The sequence below is a fragment of the Amycolatopsis sp. NPDC058986 genome (assembly GCF_042741125.1).
GTDB lineage: Bacteria > Actinomycetota > Actinomycetes > Mycobacteriales > Pseudonocardiaceae > Amycolatopsis.
Genome location: NZ_JBHYJW010000008.1, coordinates 139,690 through 160,590, shown reverse-complemented (window position 1 = coordinate 160,590; position 20,901 = coordinate 139,690). Strand labels below are relative to the sequence as shown.

Genomic DNA, 20,901 nt, shown 5'->3' with positions numbered 1-20,901 from the left:
CCGCGGTGCTGCGTGAAGACCCCGACAAGAGCCCTCGTCCACACTGCTCTACACGAGGCCAACTCCGTCATGTACCCGAACACCGCACGATCGAATATCACCCGTTACCGGTAAACTCGGCAAAGTTGCATCTCATCGACACGGCCGTCGTCTCCGCCCGGTTCGTAAGCACGGCACCGGATCCCGTTGCAGCGCGCCATGTCCTGGGATATAGAGGGCGCGGTAGATCGTCTCGTGGGACACGCGCATCTCCAGCTCGTCAGGAAAGTCCACCACGAGACGCTGGCTGACCTGTTCCGGGCTGAGCTTGTCCCGCAATTGCTGGTGGACATGCTCATGGAGTCGGTCATTCAGCGCCAGCGTGGACTCCGGGAGCTGGAAACCCTTACCCACGAAGCTAGGCACCGCTTCGTCGGCGACGACCCCGGCGCGCTCACTTTCGCGCTGGTGACCACGCGCGAGGTAGCCACCGCCGTTTCACCGTGGATCGCCCAGACCACCCACCAGCTGCACGGCGCGATGGGCATCACGCGCGAGGCCAAACTGCGCTGGCGGACCAAACTGCTCTGGGCCGGCTGCGACGAGGGTGTCGCGGGCCCTGACCGCGGAGCCGAAGCCGTACCGGCGGACGAACCGTCCCTGTGGTCGCGCACCACACCGGGAACCCTTCGCGGCAGCGCCTGTCCGTAGTCCACTTCGGACTCGGGCGATGCGGCCCAGCCGCCACCGAGAAACCTCGGCTGTGAGCAGACCGGCGATCGAAGCGGGTGGGGGCCTGGCCGCGTTGGTGAGAGGCAGCAGGAGAGCGGCGAGCCGAATCCGAGCGGGTAAGCGAAGAAGGATCGTGGGGCTTCGCGGCGGCGTTGGCCGATCACCTGGAACAGCGCGGCGGGCCTCGCACATCCGTGCCCCGGAAAGGTTTGCTCACAATCCGCTGAGACTCCTTGGGCTCATGGGTGGGCGCGTTGTCCAATAGTGGCCGCCGTGGTGAACGACGCGCCGGCAGGACACCCCGGCCGCAATTCCGGCGAGCGGCAGCCTGCCGGCGAGGTGGGCCGGCGTTCCCGTTCGGCCATGGGAACGTGTTCGGCCTATGTGAACTTGTCCGCGTTCTCCTTTGCCCACTGGGCGTAGGTGCACCCGGGACGTCCGGTGAGTTCCTCCACTGTCTGGATCGGCACCTGGGGCGTGCGCATCGTCTTCTCGAAGACGTCGATCAGGAACTCGATGACGTCCTCGGGCAATCCTTGTCCGCCCCAGTACTCGCGAGCCTGGTCGGGGGTCAGCTCCTCCCATTCGAGCTCGCGGCCGATCGCCTCGCCGATCGCGTGCAACTGCTCGACCTGGGTGATCGCGGCGGGCCCCGACAGCCGGTACTTCTTGCCGTCGTGGGCGTCGTCCACCAGTGCCCTGGCAGCCACCGCGGCGATGTCCCGCAGGTCGATCGGGGTCTGCAGGGCCTGTCCGAAGGGGGCGCGGACGCGGCCGTCGGCGCGGATCTGGTCGGCCCAGTCGAGCGTGTTGTTCATGAACACGCCCGGCCGCAGGTGCGTCCAGGCGAATCCGCCTTGCTCCACGGCATATTCGGATCCGTAGTAGAACCACTCCGACGGGTCCTTTCGCGACTCTTCGTCGGCACCTTCGCCGGAGAGCACGACGATCCGCTTCACGCCGGCCTTCTTCGCCAGTTCGGTGAACTCCTTCACCGTTTCCGGCACCGGTGCGAGGTACACGGTATCGACGCCGTCGAGCGCGTCCGGCAGGGTCTCGAGCTTGCCGAGATAGCCCTTGGCGACCTCGACGCCCGCCGGCAGGTTCGCCCTCTTCGGACTGACGGTCAGTGCGCGGACGGCCGTCGCGCCGATACTCAGCAGCTCGTCGACCACGAGCCGGCCCACATTCCCTGTGGCTCCCGTTACCAGGATCGTCACGTCCTTCTCCTTCGCGTTCGGCCTTCGATTTTATGGTACTGGATACGAGAATGTTACCGTAGCACGTACGGTAAGGTCTCGGTGGTACGACCGGCGGGCGGGACAAGTAGGTGAACAGCGGCGATGGCGACGGAGCACTGTGGCGGTGGTGACCCGGACAAGGTGCTTCCGTTGCTGTGGCGCACCAGCCGTCCCGAGGACGGGCGGCCGGTGCTGGGCCGCAGACCGGGGCTCAACGTCGACGAGGTGCTGGCCGCCGCGCTCGACGTCGCCGACGTCCACGGGCTGTCCGTGCTGTCCATGAGCAAGGTCGCCAAGTCGCTCGGCGTGGGCACCATGACTCTCTACACTTACGTGCCCGGCAAGGCGGAACTGATCGACCTGATGGTCGACCGTGTCCTCCGCGAACGCGCGCTCCCGCTGGGGAACGCGCCGAAGCCGAAGGGCTGGCGCGCCCAGCTCGAGCTGTATGCCGACCGGACCAGGACGATGTTCCGCGACCACGCCTGGCTCGGGCAGGTTTCGCTGAGCCGCCCGCCGCTGGGGCCGGGTGTCATGGACGGCGACGAGTACCTGCTGTCGGCGTTGTCCGGGCTGGGACTCACTCCGCAGGAGCGGGTCGCCGCGGCCAACGCGGTGCAGGTGGTCGTCGACGCCATCTGCCGGGTCGAGGTGACGGCCGATCAGCTGGAGCGCACCAGCGGCGAATCGAACGACGACTGGTGGGCGGAGCGAATGTCCTTCTGGAACGACTACTTCGACCCGCAGCGCTATCCGGAGATCTTCGCGAGCTGGCGGGACAACGGCTTCGAAGGGCTCGACGCGCTGGGCGCGGCGGACGTGTACCGGTTCGGCTTCCAGCGACTGCTCGACGGTATCCACGCGGTCATCATGCGCGCGAGCGGCGGGTGACCGCCGCGATTCCAGCGCGGTTCGAGCGAGGCTCAAGTTGTTGCGGAGGCGGGTTTCCAGCTCGGCCTGACAGCGTTGCCGGGGAATGCGACCGGTAAGGAGCCCGCCATGCCCCCTACGCCAACGCGGCTGTCCGGCACGACCACCGAGATCACCGAAAGGATCGCGGAATCCGTTCTGACCAGGGAAGGAATGGTCACCGGGCTCGCCGGTTTCCACGACTGGTTCACCGGATTCGCGGTACACACCTACACCCGCGCCCGGAGTGTGCCGCTCGACGAGCTGGCCGGCTGGTCGACCGCGCCGGGAACCGGCGATATCGTCCACGACACCGGCCGGTTCTTCCGGATCGAAGGCATCGAGGTGCACGTGCCGGACCGGCGCATCCGGACCTGGAACCAGCCGATCATCAATCAGCCCGAGGTCGGGGTGCTCGGGATCCTTGTCAAGGAGTTCGGCGGCGTCCTGCACTGCCTGATGCAGGCCAAGGCCGAACCGGGCAACCACAACGGCCTGCAGCTTTCGCCGACCGTGCAGGCGACGCGCAGCAACTACACCAGGGTGCACGGCGGCAGGGACGTTCCGTACCTCGCCTACTTCCGTGACACGGCGCGGCACCAGGTGATCGCCGACGTCCGCCAGTCCGAGCAGGGCTCCTGGTTCCGCCACAAGCGCAACCGCAACATGATCGTGGAGGTCACCGAGGACGTCCCGCTGCTGGACGGATTCTGCTGGCTGACGCTCGGCCAGGTGCACCAGCTGCTCGCCGTGGACGATCTGATCAACATGGACACCAGGACGGTACTGTCCTGCTTCCCGTTCGCCGGCGACGGCACGCCGGCGCTTCCCGGTGCCGGGGACGACGGGTTCCGCGGCGCGCTGGCGCGCTCGTGCGGTGCCGGGGGCGGAAGCCTGAACAGCATGGAGAACATCCTGAGCTGGATCACCGAATCACGTTCCAGCACGGATGTCCGCACCACGACGGTGCCGCTGGCCCGGCTGCCGCACTGGCAGCGCGCGGCCGGGGTCGTCTCGCACGTCGATGGCCTGTTCTTCGACGTGATCGGGGTGGAAGTCGAGGCGTCGGGCCGGGAGGTGGGTGGCTGGATGCAGCCGATGATCCGGCCGAAGGGTGCCGGGCTCGTGGCGTTCCTCGTCAAGCGCGTCGACGGGGTTCTGCACGTCCTGGTACACGCCAGGGTGGAGCCCGGCTACGTCGACGTCATCGAACTCGCGCCGACCGTGCAGTGCACGCCCGACAACATCGAGCACCTGCCGCCGGACGCGCTCCCGAGGTTCCTCGACGCGGTGCTGACCGCCGACCGCTCACGGATCAGGTTCGACACGACGCTGTCCGAAGAGGGCGGCCGGTTCTTCGACGCCAGGACCCGATACGTCGTGGTCGAAGTGGACGACGACCCCGCGTTCGACCATCCCGACTTCCGCTGGGCGACGCTGCGGCAGCTGGTGGATCTCCTGCGGCACAGCCACTATCTCAACGTGCAGGCACGCAGTCTCGTGGCGTGCCTGCACAGCCTTTCGGCGTGAGCCGCGCTCAGTCCTCGTCGACGAGCGCGACGGCCCGCGTCCAGCCCGCCCCGGCTCCCGCGATCTTCACCGGGAAACACGAGACCTGGAACCCGAAGGGCGACGGGAGCGCGCCGAGGTTGGCGAGCCGCTCGATCTGGCAGTATTCGCGGTCCCGTCCCGTGAAGTGCGCGGGCCACAGCACCGAGGTGTCGCCGGTCTCGCGGTAGCGCCGGATGATGTCCCCGAACGGGGCGTCCAGGCTGAACGCGTCGGTGCCGATGACGCGGACTCCCAGATCGAGGAGCAGGTTCACGGCAGGACCGTCGAGCCCGGCGAAGTCACCGAAGTACCGCGCCGTCCCGGCCAGCCGGTCGGCGCCGGTGTGCAGCAGCACGATGTCCAGTGGTGAAGGGACATACCCGATCCTGTCGAATTCCCGCTTCAGCCCGTCGGCGCCGACGACGCCCGTCGGCGCGCCGGTGAGGTCGAGCACCACGCCGGGGCGGTGGAACCACTCCAGCGGGACCTCGTCGATGGTGCGCGGAGTTCCCGTCCCGTACGTCGTCCGGGAACCGTAGTGCGCGGGCGCGTCGACATGGGTGCCGGTGTGGGTGGTGAGGGAGATCCGGTCCAGTGAAAGGAATTCCCCGCCCGGCAGCGCGTCGGGATCGAACGTCAGCCCGAAGTGCTCGCGCATCTCCTCGCTCATGTGCACCGCGCCTTCCCTCGGCGAAAGCACCTCGTGCACCACGGGATCGGGCTCGTAGCCGCTGGCGTCCACGGGCGAAGAAAGGTCGATGATCCGCATGGCCGGTCTCCTTTTCTTTGTGGGCGCCACTTTTCCGGCAGATGCTCGAAATATGTCGGAGCATGGCTATACCGTTCTCCTGCCCGATCTCGAAACCGCGGTGACAGGGTGAGGCCAGGGCGGGAGTCGGCCCGCGTGGTGGACGAAAGGTGGAATGCCGTGTCAGTACCGGCCGGTCAGCGAGCGTTCGAAAAGGTCTACGCCGAGGTACAGCAGTTCTACTCGCGGCACATCCAGCTCATGGACGAGGGGCCCGCCGAGGAAGCGGTGCGGACATTCACCGCCGACGCGTCGCTGCTTTCCCCGCCGAAGATCGCCGAGCCGGTGACAGGCCACGCGAATCTCCTTGCCGGACTGCGAAACGCGCTCGCCGCGTGGGCCGAAGCGGGCGAAACCTACCGGCGTTGCTACACGATGGTCTCCGTGGTTCCCCAGCCGGACGGCCGGCTGCACGTCCGGTCCTACGTCCAGGTCATCGCCACGGCTCCGGGCGCGGCACCGAGATTGCACGCGATGTGCGTATGCGAGGACGTGCTGGTGTGGGAGGACGGTGAACTGAAGGTGTACCAGCGTGTCGTCACCCGCGACGACGTGCGCTGAGGAGGTACAGCGGTGCTGAGCCGAGATTCTAGTGCCGCCGCCTACCTTCGCGGGGTGACCGATTCCCAGATTCGCTCCCCGAGGTCCGTGATCATCACCGGCGGTGGCACCGGTATCGGCCGGGCCACGGCCCGTGCCTTCGCCGACCGCGGCGACCAGGTCCTCGTGGTGGGCCGCACCCCGGCCAGTCTCGCCGAAACCGCCGAGGGGAGGGAAAACATCCGGCCGCTCGTCGCCGACATCACCGGCGCCGAGGCGCCCGAACTGGTCGTGTCGACCGCGCTGCGCGAGCTGGGCCGGATCGACGTGCTGGTCAACAACGCCGCGATCGCCGTGCCCGCCGCCATGGGGGAGATCGACCCCGGGCGCGCGGACGAACAGCTCGCGGTGAACCTCCGCGCGCCACTACTGCTGACTCAGCGTGCGGTGGACGCGCTGGCCGAAACACAGGGCACGGTGGTGAATCTCAGCACGGCCGGTTCGCTCGGCCGCCGTGCCTGGCCGGGGATGTCGCTTTACGGTGCGAGCAAGGTCGCGATCGACTTCCTCACCCGTACCTGGGCCGCGGAGCTGGCGCCGAGGGGAATCCGGGTCGTCGCGCTCGCGCCCGGCGTTGTCGATACCGGCATGGGCGAAAGGATGGGTTCCACCCCGGCCGAGTACCGCCGGTTCCTGGCGGAGATGAGCGAGTACGCGCCGCTGGGCAGGGTCGCGTCGCCGGAGGAGATCGCGTGGTGGGTCCTTCAGCTGACCCGGCGGGAAGCGGGCTTCATGACCGGCGCCGTGCTCGCCGTCGACGGCGGGGCGAGCACCGTCTGAGGTTCGGGTGCCGTGCGGATATCCGCACGGCGAAACCCGGCGCGTCTTTGCCGCCGCAGAAAAAGCGCATATGCGTATAGGGTTCGGTCTCGTCTACTATCACCGTTCGACTCAGGAATTCGAATCGGATATCGATTCGAATCCGTCGCAACGGAGGGATGTCGCGGTGCCGCTGGTGCTCACAAAACGTGATCTGGACGAGATGTTCGCGGATCCGGCCTTGGTGGAGGAAGCGTTCTGGGTCCTGCAGAAGATCGTCCTGGACACCGGTGCCACGTCCGCCGCCGCGACGTTGACCCTCGCGGTGAGGAACGGAACGTTCACCGTCGAACTGCGGGACGTCGTCGGCGGCGAGCACGACGTCACGCTGCGCGTGCGCCCGGCGGGCGGGGCGCGGGCGACGGACGCGGCCGAAATGCTGGTGAACAACGACGGAGCCCCCATCGGGTTCGCGTCGGGTGACGCGCTCGACGCCTGGCGGGCAGCCGTTCCGGTCGGGCTCGCGGCGCGGTATCTGGCGCCCGCCGGTGCCCGATCTCTTGGCCTGTACGGCGTCGGTGCGCACGCGCGGGTCTGGCTGTGGGTGCTGACCGTGGCGTTACCCTCGCTTTCGATCGTCCGCATCTACGGCGCCGACCGTTCGGCCGCGCGGGAAATCGCCGCCGGATGCCGGGAAAGTCTTGTGGTCACCGTGGAGGAAGAGCCGTGGCCGGTCACCACTTCGGACGTGGTCGCGGTGTTCGACGAGGTGCGGTCGTTCGAATCCCGCTGGGTGGCCGACGAAACACTGTTGTTCTGTCCCGAGGGCGTGCCCACGGGACTCGACTGTGTCCGTGTCGTCGCCGCGTCCGGCGCGGAACCGGGGCCGCCCGCCGTCGCGCTGGCGGACATCCTCCGCGGCGAGGCTGTCGCCCGCTGCCACGGCGTGGAACTCGTCGTCTACCAGACCGGCGACGTTCCGCTCTGGGACAGCGCCTTTTATTCCTGGGTGGTGCGCCGGGCGCGTCAGCTCGATCGGGGAAAGCTGGTCGCATTCGGTTGATCCGTGCTCGGCGCGCACCGTGTTCAGTTGTTCCTTGAGTTGCCTTTGAGTGCGTTCGAGCACGTTTGAGGGCAGCGGCCGCGATGACGCAATCCCCAAACGGAAAAGGAGTATCAACCGATGTCAGTGCACGAGTTCGGCACGGTGGAAGGCAGCGCTCCGATCACGTTTATCAACACTTTTACCGTGCACTGCCCAGGTGAGGAATTCGAAAAGGTCTTCGCCGAGGTCTCCGCGTTCATGGCGCGGCAGCCCGGCTTCATCCAGTACACGCTCTCGCGGCACGTCGACGAGGACAAGCAGGACCGCTACGTCAACGTCGCGCTGTGGAAGGACGTGGAGTCCTGGGAGAAGGCGGTCGCCCAGCCCGAATTCGTGCCGCACGCCAAGGAGATCCGCGCCAGGTCGACCAACGTCGGCCACCTGTACCGCGCCCAGCAGGCGTTCCCCGGTTAGTCGGTCTCCTTCCACTATTCCAGCGAGGTCACGGATGAATCGTCAGGTGGTGCTGACCGGAATCGGAGTGGTGGCACCCGGGGGGCTCGGGACGAAACCGTTCTGGGAGCTGCTGTCCACGGGGCGCACGGCGACCAGGAGGATCAGTTTCTTCGACCCTTCGCCGTTCCGCTCGCAGGTCGCGGCGGAGTGCGACTTCGACCCGGCGGCCGAAGGACTCACCCCGCAGGAGATCCGGCGCATGGACCGGGCCGCGCAACTCGCCGTGGTGAGCGCGAGGGAAAGCCTCGCCGACAGCGGGCTGGACTTCGACGCGCTCGACCCGGCGCGCGTCGGCGTCGTGCTCGGCAGCGCGGTGGGCTGCACGACGGGCCTCGAAGCGGAGTACCGTGTCGTCAGCGACGGTGGTCGCGAATGGCTGGTCGATCCCGCCTACGCCGTACCGCAGCTTTTCGGCTATCTCGTGCCGAGTTCGATCGCCGCCGAGGTCGCCAGGGACGTCGGCGCGCAGGGTCCGGTGTCGCTCGTTTCGACGGGGTGCACCTCGGGTCTCGACTCGGTCGGCAGCGCGGCGGAGCTCATCCGCGACGGGACGGCGGACGTGATGGTGACGGGCGCGACCGACGCGCCCATCTCCCCGATCACCGTGGCGTGCTTCGACGCGATCAAGGCGACCACGCCGCTCAACGACGATCCGGAACACGCGTCCCGGCCGTTCGACCGCCGCCGCAACGGGTTCGTGCTCGCCGAGGGGTCCGCCGTCTTCGTGCTGGAGGAACTCGGCCACGCCCGGCGGCGCGGCGCGCGCGTCTACGCGGAGATCGCCGGTTTCGCCACCCGTAGCAACGCCTTCCACATGACCGGGCTCCGGGCCGACGGGAAAGAGATGGCCGAGGCGATCCGGGCGGCGCTGGCGCAGGCGGCGACGCCGGCGGGGGAGATCGACTACATCAACGCGCACGGTTCCGGCACGGTCCAGAACGACCGGCACGAAACGGCCGCGTTCAAACGCAGCCTCGGCGAGCACGCCTACCGGACGCCGGTCAGCTCGGTCAAATCGATGATCGGCCATTCACTCGGAGCGATCGGTTCGCTGGAACTCGCCGCGTGCGTGCTCGCGATGGAACACGGTCTCGTCCCGCCGACCGCCAACCTGCACGAGCCCGACCCGGAATGCGATCTGGACTACGTCCCGTTGACCGCGCGCGAGCACAGGGTGCGGACCGTGCTGAGCGTCGGCAGCGGGTTCGGGGGCTTCCAGAGCGCGATGCTGCTGCGGTCACCGGAGAGGATCGCCGCGTGAACGCGGCTGAGGAGCGAATCATGGATAGCACGCGCCGCGAGGGATGGGGCGTTGTCGCGCGCATCGAGGCGCTCGCATGACGTCGGCCACGGTGATCACGGGTATGGGTGTCGTCGCGCCCACCGGTCTCGACGCCCGCTCCCACTGGGCGAACACGCTGCGCGGCATCGCCGCGATCGGCCGGATCACCCGCTTCGACCCGGAACGGTACCCGAGCAGGCTTGCCGGGCAGATCTCGGGCTTCGAGCCGAGGGAGCACCTGCCCAGCAGGTTGCTCCCGCAGACCGACCACGTGACGAGGCTGTCGCTCGTGGCCGCGGGGTCGGCGCTGGCCGACGCCGGCCTGGTGCCGGCGTCGATGCCGGAGTACGGCGTCGGGGTGGTGACCGCGAGTTCGGCGGGCGGGTTCGAATTCGGGCACAACGAGCTGCACAAGCTGTGGAGCAGGGGCCCGGAGCACGTGAGCGCCTACCAGTCGTTTGCGTGGTTCTACGCGGTGAACTCGGGCCAGATCTCGATCCGGCACGGGCTGCGCGGGCCGAGCGGGGTACTGGTGACCGAGCAGGCCGGCGGTCTCGACGCGCTCGCGCAGGCCAGGCGGCAGGTGCGCCGAGGCGTGCCGGCGATGATCGCAGGCGGAGTCGACGGTTCACCGTGCCCGTGGGGCTGGGTGGCACAGCTGGCCGGCGGCCGGATCAGCACGGCCGAAGAGCCCGCGCGTGCCTATCTTCCCTTCGATGTCAACGCGTCGGGGCACGTGCCGGGCGACGGCGGTGCGTTGTTCGTGCTGGAGTCGGAGGAGTCGGCCCGCGCCCGCGGCGTGACCTCGTGGTACGGCGTGCTCGCGGGCCACGCCGCCACTTTCGACCCGGCGCCGGGTTCGGGGCGCCCACCGAACCTGCGCCGAGCGATCGAACTCGCGCTCGCCGACGCCGAGATCGGGCCGGGGGATGTCGACGTCGTGTTCGCCGACGCCGCCGGAACGCCGAAACTGGACCGGATAGAGGCTGACGCGCTGCGTGCCGTGTTCGGCCCCCGTGGGGTCCCCGTCACCGCGCCGAAGACGATGACCGGCAGGCTGAGCGCGGGGGGCGCGGCGCTGGATCTGGCGACGGCGTTGCTGACGCTGCGGCGCGGGATGATTCCGCCGACCGTGAACGTCGCGGAAATAGTGCCGGAATTCGAACTCGACCTGGTGACAAGGCCACGCCGGGTCCATGCCACGACCGCGCTGGTGCTGGCGCGCGGTCACGGCGGGTTCAACGCCGCGATGGTCGTGACGGGGAAGCGCGAGCGGGCCGACAGTAGGAGAGGTGGGAGAAGTGCGCCAATTGACGCTGGACGATCTGACCACGGTTCTGTACGAGTGTGCGGGTGAGGCCGACATGCCGCTGGGCGGCGACATCCTGGATACCGATTTCGCCGACCTGGGCTACGATTCGGTTTCCCTGTTGGAGGCCGCGGGCCGCCTCCAAACCCGGTTCGGCGTGACACTCGCCGATGACGCCCTCGTCCAGGCGACGACCCCGAGGGCACTTCTGGGTCTGGTGAACAACGCGGTCGGAGACGGTTTTTGATCGTGCGTTGAGTTCGTGAACAAAACACGGCTGTGAAGGGCCTTCGGGACAGATTCGGTCCCGAAGGCCCTTCATGTCGTGAGGGGTGTTTCGACCGCTATATGGTTGTGATCTGCGACACATTCCTATAGGTATGCCTTTTACACCTGTATGGCGGTTATGTCTATTTCGGGTTTGCCTTCTGCTCGCTTTTGTCGGCCAATAGGACTAGTGTATTGCGCCTAATGCCGACCATCGGCTGCGCTATTGGGAGGTATGGCCGGGATGCTTGCCGGTCGGCGTCCGGATCTCGCGCGGGCAATCGGAATCGATGTTCACTCGTTTGGGTGATGCCCGATGCCGTCGACCCGGCTGCGCGCATTTCGGCAATTCCGTGCAAGGGGAAACTTGTTGCTGTCGACTTCAAGTCGGTAGTACTGTTGGCGGTGATCCGAAACCGGGGAAATCACCCAATACTATGTTTGCCTGTCTGGGGGGAACTTGGCATGGAGCTTGGTGTGCTTGGGCCGCTTTCTGTTCGTGTCGGATCGAATTTTACGGTGCCGAGTGCGCCGAAGTTGCGCAACGTCCTGGCCACTCTGCTGGTGCACGCCGACCAGGTCGTCCCTGTTTCCGCCCTGATAAAAGAATTGTGGGACGACGAACCGCCGCTCAGCGGGCTGACGACACTGCAGACATATATCCTGAATCTTCGTAAAACGTTTGTCGCGGCGACCTGCATGCCCGCCACCGAAGTGGCCAAGAGCATTCTGGTGACCCAGGTCGGCGGGTACATGTTCAGTACCGGCGGTGGCACGCTGGACATCCACGAGTACCACCGGCTGGTCGCCGACGGCAGGGAAGCGCTCTCCACGGGTGACGACCGAACAGCGGTGCGGCTCCTGAACGAAGCGCTGCGGCTCTGGCGCGGGCCCGCGCTGGTGGACGTGCCGATGGGACGCATTCTCGAGTCCAAGCGGCGGCAGTTCGAGGAATCGCGCCTGGTGGTGCTGGAGTACCTGGTCGACGCCGAGCTGCGGCTGGGCATGCACCGCGAGGTACTGACCGAACTGGCGGCGCTCACCGCGGAGAACCCGCTCCACGAAGGCCTGCACACGCAGTACATGCGTGCGCTCCACCTCAGCGGACGGCGTGCGCAGGCGCTCGAAGTGTTCCACCGGCTTCGCGGGAACCTTGTCGGCGAGCTCGGACTGGAGCCGGAACTTCCGACGCAGCGGGTGCACCAGGCGATTCTCAACTCACAGACGGACTTCGAGGATCTGCGCCTGTCCCGCCCGCTGGGGGAGATCGTGCGCACCTCCGCTTGGGGCAGTGTCCGGCCCTACTGAGCTGTCCGCTCCGGACCACGCGGCGCGAGATCCGCGGTGGCCGGTATCCGTTCAGTCCTTTGGGGACTCGGCGGCGGCCTGGCGGACCTGCTCGACGAGTGCCGACTGTTCGAGCAGGGCCCGTCCGAACGACGGTGGTTCGCCGTCGGTCAGCGCGGCGTCGACGAAGGCGGCGAGCGTGTTGCGGACCTGGTGGTCGGCGGGCAGCGCGTATTCGGTGACCAGGTCCTGCTGTTCGAGCCGCACCAGGGGTTTGTGGTGTTCCGGCGGGGTGAACGCCCGCAGGACGCTGAGCCTGCCGCGCGTTCCCCACAGGGAGTACGTCGACCGATAGGAGTGTTCGAAGCCCCAGGCCAGCTGCGCGGTGACGCCGCCGGGCGCGCGCAGCAGCGCGGTGCCCGCGACATCGACGCCGGTTTCGCCGATCCGGAGTGTGGCACCCCGGACTTCGAGGTCGGCCGACAGGAACAGCTGCGCCACGCGCAGCGGGTAGACCCCCACGTCCAGCAGGGCGCCGCTCCCGAGGCCGGGTGTGTACCGGAACGACGCCGGGTGCAGCGGTGGGATGCCGAACGAACTGGAGAAGACCTGCGGTGCGCCGATCGCGTCCTCGTCCACCAGTTTCCGGACGGCGTCGTGCTGGGAATGGTGGAGGAACATGAAGTTTTCCGCGAGCACGAGGCCGAGGTCCCTGGCGAGAGCGACGAGTTCGGTGGTCTGGGCGTGGCTGGTGGTCAGCGGCTTCTCGCAGAGCACGTGCTTGCCCGTACGCAGTGCCCTGGTCGCCCATTCGTGGTGCATGCTGGGCGGCAGCGGCACGTAGACGGCGTCGATGTCGTCCCGTGCGAGCAGGTTCTGGTATCCCGTGATCGCTTCGCAGCCGAACCTCGCCGCGACGGCGGCGGCCTTGCCCGCGTGCCGGCTGGCCACCGCCACCAGCTCGGCCGGTTCCAACTCGGCGAGTGCGGGGAGGACGCGCCGGATCGCGATGTCCGCGCAGCCGACGACCCCGATCCTGAGCACTCGCCCGGAGTTCCGTTCCGGCATCAGTCACCTCATAGTGTCCGCGGGGTGAGGGCCGGGGACCGGGTCGGGTCCGCCTTGCCCGCGTCTTCGGGTGCGGTGGGAGACGCATCTGCGATGCTCGCCGCCCGCGGCAGAACATTGCTTGAAGAACAGCGGAGGTCCGCGGCGCGCGGTTCCTACCGCATTTCAAGTCCTCTCCGAGATTTTCCTGGCAGTTTCGACCGCATGTAGCCACGAGCAGTGAGGAGTGCACGGGTGCCGTCGCCGATGATCAACGTGTTCCAACCATCACTTGGCGAAGAGGAACTGGCGGCAGTCGGGGAGGTTTTCGCGAGCTGCTGGATCGGCCGCGGCCCCCGGGTCGACGCGTTCGAGAGCGGCTTCGCCGAACACATCGGCGTGCCGCGAAACCAGGTCACGTCCATGAATTCGTGTACCGAAGCCACTTTCCTGGCCATGGAGCTGCTCGGCGTGGGGCCGGGCGACGAGGTGGTGCTGCCCACCGTCACGTTCGTGGGAACTGCGAACGCGGTCGCCTCGCGGGGCGCCCGGCCGGTCTTCTGCGACGTCGATCCCCGCACCCTCAACGCGGGCGTCGCGGACGTGCGCTCCCGGCTCACGGCGAAGACCAAGGCCGTGCTGCTGCTGCACTACGGCGGGCATCCCGGCGAAATCGCGCGGATCGCCGACCTGTGCCGGGAAAGGGGTATCGGTCTCATCGAGGACGCCGCCAACGCGCAGGCCTCGTCGGTCGAGGGCCGTGCCTGCGGCACTTTCGGCGACATCGGGGTGTGGAGCTTCGACCACGGCAAGATCGCGGTCGCCGTCGACGGTGCCATCATGTACACAAAGGACCCGGAACTCGCCGCACGCGCGGCGAAACTCGCCTACCTGGGAATGGAACAGGCCACCGGGTACGGCGAGGCCATGCGGACCCATACCCGGTGGTGGGATTTCGAGGTCTCCTCGTTCTCGCGCCGTTCCATCATGAACGACGTGCTGGCCGCGATCGGTGTCGTGCAGCTGGGCAAGTTGAAGGGTTTCGTGGCCCGCAGGCGGGAGATCACCGCCCGGTACGACGAAAACCTGCGGGGCGTCGCCGGCCTGGTGCCGCGGCCGGTGCTTCCCGCCGGGCACGAGTCGTCGTACTACCTGTACTGGGTGCAGATGGACGCCGGGATTCGCGATGTCGTCGCCAGGGATCTCTACGACCGCGGCATCTACACGACGTTTCGCTATCCGTTGCTGCACAAGGTGAAGGCGTACGGTGGCGACGCCCACCTGCCGAGCGCCGAGCGCGCGGCGGCGGCGACGCTCTGTCTTCCGCTACACCAGGCGCTCGGCCCTGACGAGGTCGACTTCGTCAGCGCCGCGCTCGCCGAGGCGGTCACCAGCCGTACCGCGGCCATCGCCTGAATCCCCGAGCAAGGAGGGACCATGCAGTACGGACCGGATCACGCGGCGATCTACGACGTCGTCTTTCGCAGCCGTGGCAAGAACTTCGAGCGCGAAGCGGCGGCCATCACCGGACTGGTCAAGGAACGCGCGCCCGGCGCCATGTCTATTTTGGACGTCGCATGTGGAACCGGTGCCCATCTGGCCGGTTTCGCCGAGCTGTTCACGCATGCCGAAGGGCTGGAGTACGCGCCGGCCATGCGGGAGGTCGCGCGGGGACGGCTGCCGGGACTGACCGTGCACGCGGGCGACATGCGCGACTTCGCCATCGGACGGACGTTCGACGCTGTCACCTGCATGGGCAACTCGGTGGCCTGCATGTCCACGACCGCCGAGCTGGACGCGGCGATCGGGCGGATGGCCGCGCACCTGGACACCGGCGGGGTGCTGCTTGTCGAGCCGTGGTGGTTCCCGGACAACTTCCTCGACGGGCACGTCGGCGGGCACCTCGTCACGGAGCGGGGGCGGGTCATCTCGCGTCTCACGCATTCGAGCCGGCAGGGCGACCGGACCAGGATGGAGGTCCGGTTCGTCGTCGCGGATTCCACCGGCTTCAAGGAGTTCACCGACGTGCTCATGGTCAGCCTCTTCACCCGCGAGCAGTACGTCGCCGCGTTCGAACGCGCCGGGTGCGCCGTGGAACTGCTGCCCGCGCTGAGCCTCGACGGCGGCAGGCCCAACGGCCCGGGTCTCTTCGCCGGAGTCCGCAAATGAGCACCGAAACGCCCCTGCGGGTCCTGTTCGTCTGCACGGCGCACAAGACCCACTTCTACCCGTTGGTGCCGATGGCGTGGGCGCTGCGCACCGCCGGGCACGAGGTGCGGGTGGCCACCCCGCCGGAACTGACCGGAACCGTCACCGGGACCGGTCTCACCGCGGTGCCGGTCGGCGTCGCAGACTGGGACGATCCCGGTGACCCGGCGGCAGCCGAGATGTCCTGGGAGCTCGTCGTGAACGGCGGCTCGGACCACGTGCAGAACTTCGCCTGGCAGGATCCCGCCGCGTGGACGCGGGAAAGCCTGCTGGCGCTGGAAAGCATCATGATCCCGACGTTCTACGACTCGATGAACAACCCGGCGATGCTCGACGGGCTGGTCGAGTACGCCCGCCACTGGCGGCCCGATCTGGTGATCCGCGAGACCTTCACCTGGGCGGGCGGGATCGTCGCCAGGGTCGCCGGCGCGGCCGACGCCCGGCTGGTCTCCGGGCCGGACCACCTGACCCGTGCGCGCCGGGAGTTCCTGCGGCGCACGGCGGAACAGCGGCCGGAACGGCGTGACGACCCGACCGCGGAATGGCTGGACCGGACGTTGCGACGGTACGGCTGCCGGTTCGACGAGGAGGTTCTCACCGGTCATTGGACGATCTCGCCGATTCCGCCCAGCACCCGGCTCGACGTCGGGACGCGCGTCGTCGGCACCCGCTACATCCCGTTCAACGGCCCCTCGACGATGCCCGGCTGGCTGCGGGAACCCGCCGAACGGCGCCGGATCTGCGTTACCGGCGGTCTCGCGGCCCAGGAACAGGGCGAAGCCATCTTCTCGATGGGCGACGTGCTCGACGCGCTGGCGGATCTCGACGTCGAGGTCGTCGCGACGCTGGGAGCGGGGGAGCGCGAGCGGCTGACGGCGGTGCCGGACAACGCGCGCGTGGTGGAGTTCGTGCCCTTCCACGAACTCCTGCCGACCTGTGCCGCGGTCGTGCACCACGGCGGCGGCGGGACGCGGGCGACCGCGGAGTTCCACGGCGTCCCGCAGGTGATCGCGGCCTACGGCTGGGACACCGTCGTCAAGGCGCAGCGGATGCAGGAACTCGGGGCGGGCCTGTACGTGCCGATCGCGGCGGCGACGCCGGAAGTACTGCGGGAGTGCGTCGTCCGGGTGCTCGGTGAGCCGTCGTTCGTCGAGGGGGCGCGGCGCCTGCGTGACGAACTGCTCGCGGAACCCGCGCCCAACGACATCGTCCCGCTGCTGGAAGAACTGACCGCCGAATACCGGACCCGGCCCGCGTGACCCACCCGCGGCGACGAAGGGAAAGTGCCATGCACCAGTGCCGAATCTGCGACGGGGACGTCACGGAGTTCTTCGATTTCGGGCGGCAGCCCATATCCGACGCCTTCCGGCGGCCCGCCGACACCGGGGACGAGTTCTTCTTCCGGCTCGCGGCCGGGGTCTGCCGTTCGTGCACCATGGTCCAGCTCCTCGAAGAGGTTCCGCGTGCCCGGATGTTTCACCAGGACTACCCGTACCGGACGTCCGAGTCGACGTTGATGGCCAAGCACTTCGAGAAGATCGCCCGGCGCCTGCTGGAGACCGAGCTTTCCGGGCCGGACCCGTTCGTCGTCGAGATCGGGAGCAACGACGGCGTGATGCTCCGGACCGTCAGCGAGGCAGGCGTCCGGCATCTGGGCGTCGACCCCTCCGGCGGCGCGGCGGAGGTGGCGGCCACGGCGGGCGTGCGCGTGCGCACCGATTTCTTCGAGGAGTCCTCCGCCGTCGAGATCCGGGCGGCGGACGGGCCCGCGGACGTCATCTTCTCCGCCAACACCACGAGCCACATCGCCTACATCGACTCGGTGTTCCGCGGGGTCGACGTGCTGCTCGCCGACCACGGCGTGTTCGTGTTCGAGGAGCGGTACCTCGCCGACATCATCGGCCACACCAAGTTCGACCAGATCTACGACGAGCACTTCTACCTGCTTTCCGTCCGGTCGGTGTCGAACATGGCAGCGCGCTTCGGTTTCCAGCTCGTCGACGTGGAGCACCTCGCCGTGCACGGCGGCGCGATCCGGTACACCGTCGCCCGGCCCCATACGCGCACCCCCACCGCGGCGGTCGCGGAGTTCCTCGACGCTGAGGAAGCGGCCGGGCTCACCGACCTGGAGACGTTCCGGCGGTTCGGGCAGCGGGTCGAAGGCGTGCGCGACGTCCTGATGACACTGCTGTGGCAGCTGCGCGCGGAGGGCAAGCGCGTCATCGGCTACGGGGCCACCGCGAAGAGCGCCACGGTGACGAACTACTGCGGCATCACGACCGAAACCGTGCCGTTCGTCTGTGATTCGACGGCGTCCAAACAGGGCAAGCTCATGCCCGGTTCGCGCATCCCGGTGCGCCCGCCCTCGGACTTCTCGAACCCGTATCCGGACTACGCCCTGTTGTTCGCGTGGAACCACGCCGAGGAGATCATGGCCAAGGAGCGGGCGTTCCGCGAGTCCGGCGGCAAGTGGATCCTGTACATCCCCGACGTCCACGTCGTGTGAGCACCGTGAAGTCACGTGAGCTCGCCGTCGCGGGCGCGTTCGAGTTCGGCGCCGAGAGCTATCCGGACGACCGGGGGTTCTTCGCGACGATGTTCGACGGGACCGCTTTCGCGGAAGCCGCCGGACACCCGTTGTTCTCGCTCTCGCAGGTGTGTCTCAGCCGGTCGCGGCAGAACGTGCTTCGCGGTGTGCACTACTCCGCTACGCCGCCGGGCAGGCCGAAGTACGCGTTCTGCTCCAGCGGCCGGGCCTACGACATCATCGTGGACCTCCGGGTCGGCTCGCCGACGTTCGGCAGGCACGAGGTGGTGGTCCTGTCCGGGGACAGGCCGCGCGCGGTGTACTTCCCGGTCGGGGTCGGGCACGCGTTCGTCGCGCTGGAGGACGACACGACCATGTGCTACCTCCTCTCCGGAGGATACGTCGCCGAGGACGAGCTCGCGCTGTCGCCGTTCGACCCGGACCTGGCGCTGCCGCTCCCCACGGGGCTGGAACCTGTTATGTCCACAAGGGACAGTGCGGCACCGTCGCTGGCCGGCGCCATGGCGGCGGGGGCGTTGCCCCGCTACGACGATTGTCGGCGGGTGGAACGAGAGCTGTGGCCGGGGAGCCGGTGACCGCGGGCCGGGCCGTGGTGCTCGGGGGCACCGGCTGGGTCGGCAGGCACGTGTGCGACGTGTTCGCCCGACGCGGCTACGAGGTACTGACGGTCGCCAGGAATCCCGCGTCGCACGTGGCCGCCCACCGGTTCCACCGGCTCGACGTCGCCGCCGCGCCCGCCGGGGTGCTCACCGAGCTGCTCCGGCGGGCGCGGGCCGACGTCGTCATCAACGCGACCGACGCGGCCAACGCGACCGATGGCTGGGCACACCCGGAAGAGGCGTTGCGCCGGTTCAACGTCGGGGTGGTGGACCGGCTCGTCACCGCGATGGCGCGCCTGCCGTGGCGGCCGCGGCTGGTGCATCTGGGCACCATCTTCGAATACGGCCCCGTCCCCGACGGCGCGCTCATGCACGAGGCGCTGGAACCAGCGCCGGTCGGTGCCTACGCTCGCACGAAGCTGGCCGGCTCGGCCGCGGTGCTCGACGCCACGCGCGAAGACGTCATCGACGGCGTCGTGCTGCGGATCGTGAACGTCTGCGGACCGCACCCGTCCCCGGCCGCGTTCCCCGGGAAGCTGCTGGCGCTCGTGCGCGCGGCCGCGGCGACCGGCGGCGACGTCGAGCTGGCCATCGCGGATTCGCGACGCGACTTCGTCGACGTGCGTGACGTCGCCATGGCCTGCCTTCTCGCCGCGGAGTCGGCGGTGACCGGGCGCGTGGTGAACATCGGCAGCGGTGTCGCGGTGGAACTGCGGGAGTTCGTCGAGCTGTTCGTCACTACGGCCGGTCTTCCACCGGATGTCCTCAAAGGACGGACCGGGCCGGTGCCGAGCCTGGGTACCGGCTGGTCGCGGGCCGACATCCGGCTCGCGGCCGAGCTGCTGTCGTGGCGCCCCACGGTCGGCCTGCCGGAGTCCGTACGGGACACGTGGGAAGCGGCCTCCGGGTGAGGCGGCTTCCCCGTCCCGCCGTCAGCGGAGCCGCCGTGCACGGCCGAACCTGCGCAGCACCGGTGTCTCGACGAAGGCGAACAGCAGCCAGGAAAGCAGGACGGTCACCGCGAGAGCGAGCGCGACCATCGACACCGCGGACAACGCCGTCGGCCGGTGCTCCGTCCCGGCGAGGCGGTACATGCCCTTGAGGACGAGTTCGTGCAGGAGATAGAAGGCGAACGAGATGTTGCCGAGCCACACCATCACCGGCCGGGCCAGGAACGAGCGCCTGCCCGCGACGTCGGCGACCGCGGCGGCGGGGATGAGCAGCGCGAGCGGGATCACGGTCGGGGCGACGATCCCGAAGTTGCCCGGCGCGAACAACGCGGCCGTATAGCCGGCGGCGAAGGCGGACGCGGCGGCCCAGCGGGGAACGGACGGCCAGATGCCGGCGCGCACGATCCTGGCGAGCAGGATACCGAGCGCGAACTCCAGCATGCGCGTCACCGGGAAGACGTAGACGAACCAGTACTGCCACGCCGGCATCGGCTCCCACGGCAACTGCGGCTCCGCGGGCAGCAGCCGGGCGAGCAGCGGCACGCAGAAGACGGCGACGATCACCCCGCCCGTCCAGTACCACAGCCGGTGCGTGCCGATGCGCCCGATCCCGGCGATCAGCAGCGGGAAGCTCAGGTAGAACAACGCTTCGACCGAGAGCGACCAGCTGACGTCGTTGACACCGAAGGAAACCGCGGGATCGGGCGACCACGCGTGCACCAGCAGGAGGTTCGGCACGACCCCGGTGAGCCCGGCACCCGTCCAGTTGATCTGCGTGCCCGCCAGCACCATCGCGATCGCGACCAGGAACGTCACCAGATGGTTCGGGTAGATCTTGAAGAACCGGCGGCGCCAGAAGCGCCGGGCGGTGTCGCCTGCCCGCATCGACCAGGTCAGCACGAACCCGCTCAGTACGAAGAAGAACGAAACACCGACGTAGCCGCCCATGCCGACAACGAAGGTGAGCGTCTCGGAAACCCTTCCCTCGGGCAGGATCCCGGGCTGTGCCGCGGCGTGGACGGCGAACACCATGGCCGCCGCCAGCCAGCGCATCCCGGTGAGGGAGGGCAGGCGCCCGCCTGCCACGGCGGCGGGTTCATCCAGTTCGAACTGGTTCGTGATGGCCATGGCTGCCTTCCGGTTGCTCTGTGTGAGGCGAAGAGGAAAACGCTTTCACTCGGACGGTGCAGCAGCCGGGTAAAGCCGTACTCGAAGCTGGATCGGTAGTGACTCGGTAGGTGACCTTGAGCGCGGTTCGAGTGAA

21 protein-coding genes are annotated in these 20,901 nt (G+C 68.4%); 17 read left to right on the top strand and 4 right to left on the bottom strand.

Features of this window, described 5'->3' with window-relative positions:
• The first annotated feature begins 198 nt into the window (after positions 1-198).
• Complete coding sequence (locus tag ACFW0G_RS10515; RefSeq protein WP_378324689.1) at positions 199-690, top strand: hypothetical protein; 492 nt, start codon at positions 199-201, stop codon at positions 688-690.
• Between the two features lie 401 nt (positions 691-1,091).
• On the opposite strand, the gene ACFW0G_RS10510 is transcribed toward ACFW0G_RS10515, so the two are convergent.
• Entirely contained in the window at positions 1,092-1,931 is an 840-nt protein-coding gene (locus ACFW0G_RS10510; RefSeq protein WP_378324688.1) for an NAD(P)H-binding protein, read from the bottom strand.
• Between the two features lie 123 nt (positions 1,932-2,054).
• Here ACFW0G_RS10510 and ACFW0G_RS10505 point away from each other — a divergent pair, with 123 nt between their 5' ends.
• Both ACFW0G_RS10505 and ACFW0G_RS10500 read left to right on the top strand, forming a co-directional pair.
• Positions 2,055-2,843, top strand: coding sequence for a TetR/AcrR family transcriptional regulator (locus ACFW0G_RS10505; RefSeq protein ID WP_378324686.1), 789 nt, complete (start codon positions 2,055-2,057; stop codon positions 2,841-2,843).
• A gap of 108 nt (positions 2,844-2,951) precedes the next feature.
• Positions 2,952-4,391, top strand: a complete 1,440-nt coding sequence (locus tag ACFW0G_RS10500) for an NDP-hexose 2,3-dehydratase family protein (protein WP_378324685.1) — start codon at positions 2,952-2,954, stop codon at positions 4,389-4,391.
• A gap of 7 nt (positions 4,392-4,398) precedes the next feature.
• Here the strand turns inward: ACFW0G_RS10500 and ACFW0G_RS10495 are convergent, their stop codons facing one another.
• The gene (locus ACFW0G_RS10495; protein ID WP_378324684.1) at positions 4,399-5,181 is read right to left on the bottom strand and encodes a cyclase family protein; all 783 of its coding nucleotides are present in this window, start codon (positions 5,179-5,181) and stop codon (positions 4,399-4,401) included.
• Positions 5,182-5,340: 159 nt separating this feature from the next.
• Between ACFW0G_RS10495 and ACFW0G_RS10490 the strand changes: the two genes are divergently transcribed.
• From ACFW0G_RS10490 to ACFW0G_RS10455, 8 genes are all read left to right on the top strand, one after another.
• Positions 5,341-5,781 (top strand): nuclear transport factor 2 family protein, encoded by a 441-nt coding sequence (locus ACFW0G_RS10490; RefSeq protein WP_378324683.1) that lies wholly within the window; start codon positions 5,341-5,343, stop codon positions 5,779-5,781.
• A 54-nt stretch (positions 5,782-5,835) separates the two neighbouring features.
• Positions 5,836-6,600 (top strand): SDR family NAD(P)-dependent oxidoreductase, encoded by a 765-nt coding sequence (locus ACFW0G_RS10485; RefSeq protein WP_378324681.1) that lies wholly within the window; start codon positions 5,836-5,838, stop codon positions 6,598-6,600.
• Positions 6,601-6,775: 175 nt separating this feature from the next.
• Positions 6,776-7,642 (top strand): hypothetical protein, encoded by an 867-nt coding sequence (locus ACFW0G_RS10480; RefSeq protein ID WP_378324680.1) that lies wholly within the window; start codon positions 6,776-6,778, stop codon positions 7,640-7,642.
• A gap of 120 nt (positions 7,643-7,762) precedes the next feature.
• Positions 7,763-8,098 carry an antibiotic biosynthesis monooxygenase family protein gene (locus ACFW0G_RS10475; RefSeq protein ID WP_378324679.1) on the top strand — a complete coding sequence of 112 codons (336 nt, stop codon included), beginning with the start codon at positions 7,763-7,765 and terminating at the stop codon, positions 8,096-8,098.
• A gap of 34 nt (positions 8,099-8,132) precedes the next feature.
• Positions 8,133-9,401, top strand: a complete 1,269-nt coding sequence (locus ACFW0G_RS10470; RefSeq protein WP_378324677.1) for a beta-ketoacyl-[acyl-carrier-protein] synthase family protein — start codon at positions 8,133-8,135, stop codon at positions 9,399-9,401.
• A 76-nt stretch (positions 9,402-9,477) separates the two neighbouring features.
• A complete protein-coding gene (locus ACFW0G_RS10465; protein ID WP_378324676.1) occupies positions 9,478-10,779 on the top strand; it encodes a ketosynthase chain-length factor in 1,302 nt (433 codons plus the stop codon).
• Positions 10,733-10,978, top strand: a complete 246-nt coding sequence (locus ACFW0G_RS10460; protein ID WP_378324674.1) for an acyl carrier protein — start codon at positions 10,733-10,735, stop codon at positions 10,976-10,978. Before ACFW0G_RS10465 ends, ACFW0G_RS10460 begins: the two co-directional genes overlap by 47 nt.
• Before the next feature lie 329 nt (positions 10,979-11,307).
• The gene (locus ACFW0G_RS10455; protein WP_378324755.1) at positions 11,308-12,306 is read left to right on the top strand and encodes a BTAD domain-containing putative transcriptional regulator; all 999 of its coding nucleotides are present in this window, start codon (positions 11,308-11,310) and stop codon (positions 12,304-12,306) included.
• A 51-nt stretch (positions 12,307-12,357) separates the two neighbouring features.
• On the opposite strand, the gene ACFW0G_RS10450 is transcribed toward ACFW0G_RS10455, so the two are convergent.
• Positions 12,358-13,353, bottom strand: a complete 996-nt coding sequence (locus ACFW0G_RS10450) for a Gfo/Idh/MocA family protein (RefSeq protein ID WP_378324673.1) — start codon at positions 13,351-13,353, stop codon at positions 12,358-12,360.
• A gap of 234 nt (positions 13,354-13,587) precedes the next feature.
• Between ACFW0G_RS10450 and ACFW0G_RS10445 the strand changes: the two genes are divergently transcribed.
• The 6 genes from ACFW0G_RS10445 to ACFW0G_RS10420 are packed head-to-tail and all read left to right on the top strand — an operon-like array spanning position 13,588 to position 19,598.
• A complete protein-coding gene (locus ACFW0G_RS10445; protein ID WP_378324671.1) occupies positions 13,588-14,748 on the top strand; it encodes a DegT/DnrJ/EryC1/StrS family aminotransferase in 1,161 nt (386 codons plus the stop codon).
• Between the two features lie 21 nt (positions 14,749-14,769).
• Positions 14,770-15,501 (top strand): class I SAM-dependent methyltransferase, encoded by a 732-nt coding sequence (locus tag ACFW0G_RS10440; RefSeq protein ID WP_378324669.1) that lies wholly within the window; start codon positions 14,770-14,772, stop codon positions 15,499-15,501.
• A complete protein-coding gene (locus ACFW0G_RS10435; protein WP_378324667.1) occupies positions 15,498-16,799 on the top strand; it encodes an activator-dependent family glycosyltransferase in 1,302 nt (433 codons plus the stop codon). The genes ACFW0G_RS10440 and ACFW0G_RS10435 overlap by 4 nt, the downstream gene beginning before the upstream one ends.
• A 29-nt stretch (positions 16,800-16,828) precedes the next feature.
• Positions 16,829-18,046 carry a methyltransferase domain-containing protein gene (locus ACFW0G_RS10430; RefSeq protein ID WP_378324666.1) on the top strand — a complete coding sequence of 406 codons (1,218 nt, stop codon included), beginning with the start codon at positions 16,829-16,831 and terminating at the stop codon, positions 18,044-18,046.
• A 5-nt stretch (positions 18,047-18,051) separates the two neighbouring features.
• Positions 18,052-18,663: a dTDP-4-dehydrorhamnose 3,5-epimerase family protein gene (locus ACFW0G_RS10425; RefSeq protein WP_378324665.1), complete on the top strand. Its 612-nt coding sequence runs from the start codon at positions 18,052-18,054 to the stop codon at positions 18,661-18,663.
• On the top strand, positions 18,645-19,598 hold the full coding sequence (locus ACFW0G_RS10420) for an NAD-dependent epimerase/dehydratase family protein (protein ID WP_378324663.1): 954 nt from the start codon (positions 18,645-18,647) through the stop codon (positions 19,596-19,598). Before ACFW0G_RS10425 ends, ACFW0G_RS10420 begins: the two co-directional genes overlap by 19 nt.
• 21 nt (positions 19,599-19,619) lie before the next feature.
• Here ACFW0G_RS10420 and ACFW0G_RS10415 read toward each other — a convergent pair whose 3' ends face one another.
• Positions 19,620-20,765, bottom strand: coding sequence for an acyltransferase family protein (locus ACFW0G_RS10415; protein ID WP_378324662.1), 1,146 nt, complete (start codon positions 20,763-20,765; stop codon positions 19,620-19,622).
• Positions 20,766-20,901 lie beyond the last annotated feature (136 nt).

Coding starts and splice junctions, on each gene's coding strand:
- ACFW0G_RS10515 (WP_378324689.1), top strand. CDS start 199: ATGTCCTGGGATATAGAGGGCGCGGTAGATCGTCTCGTGGGACACGCG.
- ACFW0G_RS10505 (WP_378324686.1), top strand. CDS start 2,055: ATGGCGACGGAGCACTGTGGCGGTGGTGACCCGGACAAGGTGCTTCCG.
- ACFW0G_RS10500 (WP_378324685.1), top strand. CDS start 2,952: ATGCCCCCTACGCCAACGCGGCTGTCCGGCACGACCACCGAGATCACC.
- ACFW0G_RS10495 (WP_378324684.1), bottom strand. CDS start 5,181: ATGCGGATCATCGACCTTTCTTCGCCCGTGGACGCCAGCGGCTACGAG.
- ACFW0G_RS10475 (WP_378324679.1), top strand. CDS start 7,763: ATGTCAGTGCACGAGTTCGGCACGGTGGAAGGCAGCGCTCCGATCACG.
- ACFW0G_RS10470 (WP_378324677.1), top strand. CDS start 8,133: ATGAATCGTCAGGTGGTGCTGACCGGAATCGGAGTGGTGGCACCCGGG.
- ACFW0G_RS10465 (WP_378324676.1), top strand. CDS start 9,478: ATGACGTCGGCCACGGTGATCACGGGTATGGGTGTCGTCGCGCCCACC.
- ACFW0G_RS10455 (WP_378324755.1), top strand. CDS start 11,308: ATGCCCGATGCCGTCGACCCGGCTGCGCGCATTTCGGCAATTCCGTGC.
- ACFW0G_RS10450 (WP_378324673.1), bottom strand. CDS start 13,353: ATGCCGGAACGGAACTCCGGGCGAGTGCTCAGGATCGGGGTCGTCGGC.
- ACFW0G_RS10440 (WP_378324669.1), top strand. CDS start 14,770: ATGCAGTACGGACCGGATCACGCGGCGATCTACGACGTCGTCTTTCGC.
- ACFW0G_RS10435 (WP_378324667.1), top strand. CDS start 15,498: ATGAGCACCGAAACGCCCCTGCGGGTCCTGTTCGTCTGCACGGCGCAC.
- ACFW0G_RS10430 (WP_378324666.1), top strand. CDS start 16,829: ATGCACCAGTGCCGAATCTGCGACGGGGACGTCACGGAGTTCTTCGAT.
- ACFW0G_RS10415 (WP_378324662.1), bottom strand. CDS start 20,765: ATGGCCATCACGAACCAGTTCGAACTGGATGAACCCGCCGCCGTGGCA.